General features: G+C 68.2%; 6 protein-coding genes. 3 read left to right on the forward strand and 3 right to left on the reverse strand.

The window, feature by feature from the left end:
- The 3 genes from ACIKT0_RS13770 to ACIKT0_RS13780 form a co-directional block, all read right to left on the reverse strand.
- Window positions 1-522: DUF6468 domain-containing protein (locus tag ACIKT0_RS13770; protein WP_407105894.1), on the reverse strand; the 522-nt coding region annotated here is incomplete at its 3' end.
- Window positions 522-1,688, reverse strand: coding sequence for a flagellar motor switch protein FliM (gene fliM, locus ACIKT0_RS13775; protein ID WP_407105895.1), 1,167 nt, complete (start codon window positions 1,686-1,688; stop codon window positions 522-524). The genes ACIKT0_RS13770 and fliM, both read right to left, overlap by 1 nt.
- Before the next feature lie 24 nt (window positions 1,689-1,712).
- Window positions 1,713-2,225 (reverse strand): flagellar basal body-associated FliL family protein, encoded by a 513-nt coding sequence (locus ACIKT0_RS13780; protein ID WP_407105896.1) that lies wholly within the window; start codon window positions 2,223-2,225, stop codon window positions 1,713-1,715.
- A gap of 304 nt (window positions 2,226-2,529) precedes the next feature.
- Here ACIKT0_RS13780 and flgF point away from each other — a divergent pair, with 304 nt between their 5' ends.
- From flgF to ACIKT0_RS13795, 3 genes are read left to right on the forward strand one after another with little or no spacing between them, the layout of a single operon-like run.
- Window positions 2,530-3,273, forward strand: coding sequence for a flagellar basal-body rod protein FlgF (gene flgF, locus ACIKT0_RS13785; protein ID WP_407105897.1), 744 nt, complete (start codon window positions 2,530-2,532; stop codon window positions 3,271-3,273).
- Between the two features lie 21 nt (window positions 3,274-3,294).
- Window positions 3,295-4,083 (forward strand): flagellar basal-body rod protein FlgG, encoded by a 789-nt coding sequence (flgG, locus tag ACIKT0_RS13790; protein WP_407105899.1) that lies wholly within the window; start codon window positions 3,295-3,297, stop codon window positions 4,081-4,083.
- 8 nt (window positions 4,084-4,091) lie between these two features.
- Entirely contained in the window at window positions 4,092-4,328 is a 237-nt protein-coding gene (locus ACIKT0_RS13795) for a hypothetical protein (RefSeq protein ID WP_407105900.1), read from the forward strand.
- The last annotated feature ends 1 nt before the right edge of the window (window position 4,329 follow it).

A 4,329-nucleotide genomic window follows, 5' to 3' on the forward strand; every position in this document is an offset into this window, starting at 1 on the left:
AACTACCTCTACAGCCCGAAGGGCCAGGAGATCATCGCCTCGTTCAACAACCGGGTGCAGGATCCGAAGATCATGGAGGCCAACAAGGACCCGCGCCTCCTCCTCGGCGCGGCGGCGGGCTTCCAGCCGCGCGGCCTCGCGTTCGGCTCCGAGCTGGTCGATCTGCTCGCGCGACGCGACCCGGGAGGCGTGCTCGCGCGCCGCCTTGGCGATCTTCGTGATGCGCTCGATGACCTCTTCGCCGGCTGCGAGCTGCCTCGCCATGTCCTGCGAGAGCCCCTGCGCCTTGCCGAGCCGCTCGGCGAGCGTCTCCTCGCAGGCGCCGACGGTGGCCCGCAGCGCCACGATCGAGCGCTCGGCGGCGTGCGTCGCGCCGACCAGTTCTCCGATCGTCTGGCGCATCATCGTCTCGTCGCCCCGCAGACGCCGCAGCCGCCTGTCGAGCACGGCGCAGTAGACGATCGTGGCGGCGAGCAGCACCGCGACGAGCGACTCGATGGCGATCCCGATCAGATTCTCCATCACGAGGCCTCCTTGCGGGTCTGTCCGGCGGCCTCGAAGGCCGCGAGCGTGGTGCGCGAGCGGCGCAGCGGCCGCGCCACCTGGACGGCGACGCGCTCGCCCGAGCGCCCCATCCGGGCTTCCGTCACGACCTCGTCGCCGCACCGCAGCTCGACCAGCGCGTCGGGCTTGATGTCCAGCATCAGCGTGTCGCCGACATCGAGGTTGAGGATCGTCTTGAGCGGCAGCTTCTTCTCGTAGAGCACCGCCGAGACCTCGGCCTGCGCGGCCCAGATCTCCGTCGCGAGATGACCTTCCCAGGTGGTGTCGCGGCCGAACTTCTCGCCCATGAACATCTGCAGCAGCACGTCGCGGATCGGCTCGATCGTCGCGTAGGGCAGCAGCATCTGGATGCCGCCGCCGCGATCCTCCATGTCGACCCGCAGCGTCACCAGGATCGCTGCGTTGGCCGGCCGCGTGATCGCGGCGAAGCGGGGGTTGGTCTCGAGCCGGTCGAGCGAGAAATCCACCGGGCTGACGGGCCTGAACGCGTGCTCCGCGTCGGTCAGCACCACCTCGATCATGCGCTGGACGAGGCTGGTCTCGATCGTGGTGTAGGGCCGGCCCTCGACCTTCATCTTGGTCACGCCGCGCCGGCCGCCGAGCAGGACATCGATGATCGAGTAGATCAGCGCGGAATCGACCGTGACCAGCCCGAAGCCGTCCCACTGCTCGGCCTTGAACACCGACAGGATCGCCGGCAGCGGGATCGAGTTGAGGTAATCGCCGAACCTGACGGAGCGAATCCCGTCGAGCGAGACCTCGACGTTGTCCGACGTGAAGTTGCGCAGCGAGGTCGTGAGCAGCCGGACGAGCCGGTCGAACACGATCTCCAGCATCGGCAGGCGCTCGTAGGAAACGAGCGCCGAGTTGATGATCGCCCGGATGCCGGACTGATCCGAGAGACCGAGTTCGTCGGGATTGAACCCGAGCAGCCCGTCGACCTCGTCCTGGTTGAGCACGCGGTCCGCGCCGCCCTTGACGCCGTCGAGGCCGCCGCCGCCGGACTCGTCCAGCGCCGCAGCCCAGCCGCCGGCCATGCCGCCAGCGTCGCCGACCTGCTCGTTCATCGCCGCTTCCCACTCGGCGGCGAGTTCGTCGTCCGTCTTGTCCTGTCCGCCGGCCATCCGCCGCGATCTCCCCGAACGCCGCTACTGGATCACGATGTCCTTGAACAGGACCGCCTCGACGCGCGCGGGCGCGACCGCGACGTTGACGCGACGCAGAAGTTCTTCCTTCAGGCGGTAGGCGCCCGAGGAGCCCCTGATGTCCTCCGGCCGCAGTTCGCGCAGATGCGTCTGAAAGCTGTCGAGGACGCGCGGCATCATCGGTTTGATGGCTTCGGCCATCTCGGGCTTGTCCACCTCGAGCGCAATGGCGAGGCGGACGTAACGCTGCTTCTGGGTGTCGGCCGTCGCGAGGTTGACGGTCATTTCGGGCAGGTCGAGGAACGCCGCCTTGGCTGGCGCGGGCGCATGCGCCGCGACCTTCTCCTCCGCCGCGGCGGCCTGCTCCTCATGCTCGCCGCCACTCCGGCCGACGAGCAGATAGCCTCCGACGCCGACGATGATCGCCGCGAGCGCGGCGCCGCCCAGGATGAAGAGCTTCTTCTTGGATTTGGCCTTGGCCGTGGAGGCCTGGCCGTCCTGGTCGCTGTCCGCCATCGCACCCGCACCGCCCGCAGGCCGCGCCCCAATTCGCCGCCGCCGGCTTATGGTTAACGAATAGGTCGCAAAGCTTAACGAAACCTTGCGAAAGCCCCTCCGCCCGGCAAATCCTGCCGGGCATTTTGCGCCGTCCTACGCGTTGCGGCCTGCCCGGAACCGGTCGAAATTTCGGGAAACCGTTCATTTCCGAGGGGTGGCGCCGGTTGGCACGCCGTCTGCACTGGTGATGTCGGTCGCGAACGCCGTCGGGGAGGATGGCGAGCGTGTCCAGACATCGCAGATCGGACCGCGGGAGCGTGTGGTGGAAAACGCCTCTCTGGTCGGGTTGTCGCGGCAGGTCGCCCTGCGGCGGGAGCTCGACGTCATCTCGAACAACATCGCGAACATGAACACGACCGGCTTCAAGGCCGACTCGATGGTGTTCGCCGAATTCCTGATGCCCAAGGCGCGCGACGACAACTTCATGCGTCGCGACCGCCCGCTGTCCTTCGTCGAAGACCGCGCCACCGTGTCGAATTTCGGCGGCGGCGAGATCCAGACCACCGGCGATCCGACCGACCTCGCGATCGACGGCGACGGCTTCTTCGAAGTCGAGAGCGACGCCGGGGTCCGCTACACGCGCAACGGCTCCTTCAAGGTCGACGCGACCGGCATGCTGGTCACGAACGAGGGCTTCCGGGTCATGACGACCAACGGGCCGCTCCAGTTCGCGCCGAACGAGACCGGCTTCACCGTCGACCAGGAAGGTCAGGTGGCGACCAGCGAAGGCGTCCGCGGCAGGCTCCGCGTCATGCGCTTCGCCAGTCTCATGGGCATGAAGAAAGAGACGTCGACGACGTTCAGCGCGACCGCCACGCCGACCGAGGTGACGTCGGCCACGCGCCTGATCCAGGGCGCGGTCGAGAAGTCCAACGTCCAGGGCATCGCGGAGATGAGCCGCCTCGTCGAGGTCACCCGCTCCTACCAGAACCTGTCGTCGCTGCTCGAGCGGCAGGATGAATTGCGGCGCACGTCGATCGAGCGCCTCGCCGACGTGCCGGCCTAAGGCCAGGGAAGGAGCACCACGATGCGCGCCCTCTACACCGCCTCCACCGGCATGGCCGCCCAGGAGATGAACGTCGAGATCATCTCGAACAACATCGCCAACATGCGGACCTCGGGATTCAAGCGCCAGCGCGCCGAGTTCCAGGACCTGCTCTACGAGTCGCTGCGCCGCGTCGGCGCCTCGAGCTCCGACACCGGCACGGTCCTGCCGACCGGCGTCGACATCGGCTCGGGCGTGAAGCTGGTCGCGACGCCCCGCGTCATGAGCCAGGGCTCGGTCGCGGCGACCGAGAAGCCCTACGACATCGCGATCCGCGGCGAAGGCTTCTTCCAGGTGAACCTGCCTGACGGCACCACCGCCTATACCCGCGATGGCTCTTTCGAGCTCGACCCGACCGGCCAGCTGGTGACCGCCGACGGCTATGTGGTCGCGCCCGGCATCACGGTGCCGGCCAACGCCCTCTCGGTCGCGATCAGCGCGACCGGCGAGGTCGAGGCGACCATCCAGGGCCAGACCGCGACGCAGAACCTCGGCCAGCTCCAGCTGGCGCGCTTCATGAACAAGTCCGGCCTCGAGGCGAAGGGCGACAACCTGTTCCTCGAGACCCCGGCGAGCGGAACGCCGCTGGTCGACATCCCGGGCGCCGAGGGCTTCGGCTCAGTGCTGCAGTCCTATCTCGAGCAGTCCAACGTCAACGCCGTCACCGAGATCTCCGACCTGATCGCCGCCCAACGCGCCTACGAGATGAACTCGAAGGTCGTCTCCTCGGCCGACCAGATGCTGCAGGCCAGCGCGGCGATGATGCGATGAGCCAGGCGATGAGACGTCTCGTTATCGCCGGGCCGCTGCTCGGCATGCTCGCGGGCGCGGCCTCGGCCGCGCCGCTGCTGAGGCCCGAGGCCGTCGTCACCGGCGACCTCGTGGTCGCCGGCGATCTGATCGAAGGCGCCGGAGAGCGCGCCGGCGTCGCGCTTTTTCATCTCGCGGCCGCGATTTCATACCTCTACGCGCACCGGCCGCCCCTTCCAGTCCGGCCGGTGCGCGTAGAGGTATGAG

Origin of the sequence: Hansschlegelia beijingensis, assembly GCF_045505405.1 — a bacterium.
In the GTDB taxonomy this organism is placed as follows: domain Bacteria; phylum Pseudomonadota; class Alphaproteobacteria; order Rhizobiales; family Methylopilaceae; genus Methylopila; species Methylopila beijingensis_A.

Coding starts and splice junctions, on each gene's coding strand:
- fliM (WP_407105895.1), bottom strand. CDS start 1,688: ATGGCCGGCGGACAGGACAAGACGGACGACGAACTCGCCGCCGAGTGG.
- ACIKT0_RS13780 (WP_407105896.1), bottom strand. CDS start 2,225: ATGGCGGACAGCGACCAGGACGGCCAGGCCTCCACGGCCAAGGCCAAA.
- flgG (WP_407105899.1), top strand. CDS start 3,295: ATGCGCGCCCTCTACACCGCCTCCACCGGCATGGCCGCCCAGGAGATG.
- ACIKT0_RS13795 (WP_407105900.1), top strand. CDS start 4,092: ATGAGACGTCTCGTTATCGCCGGGCCGCTGCTCGGCATGCTCGCGGGC.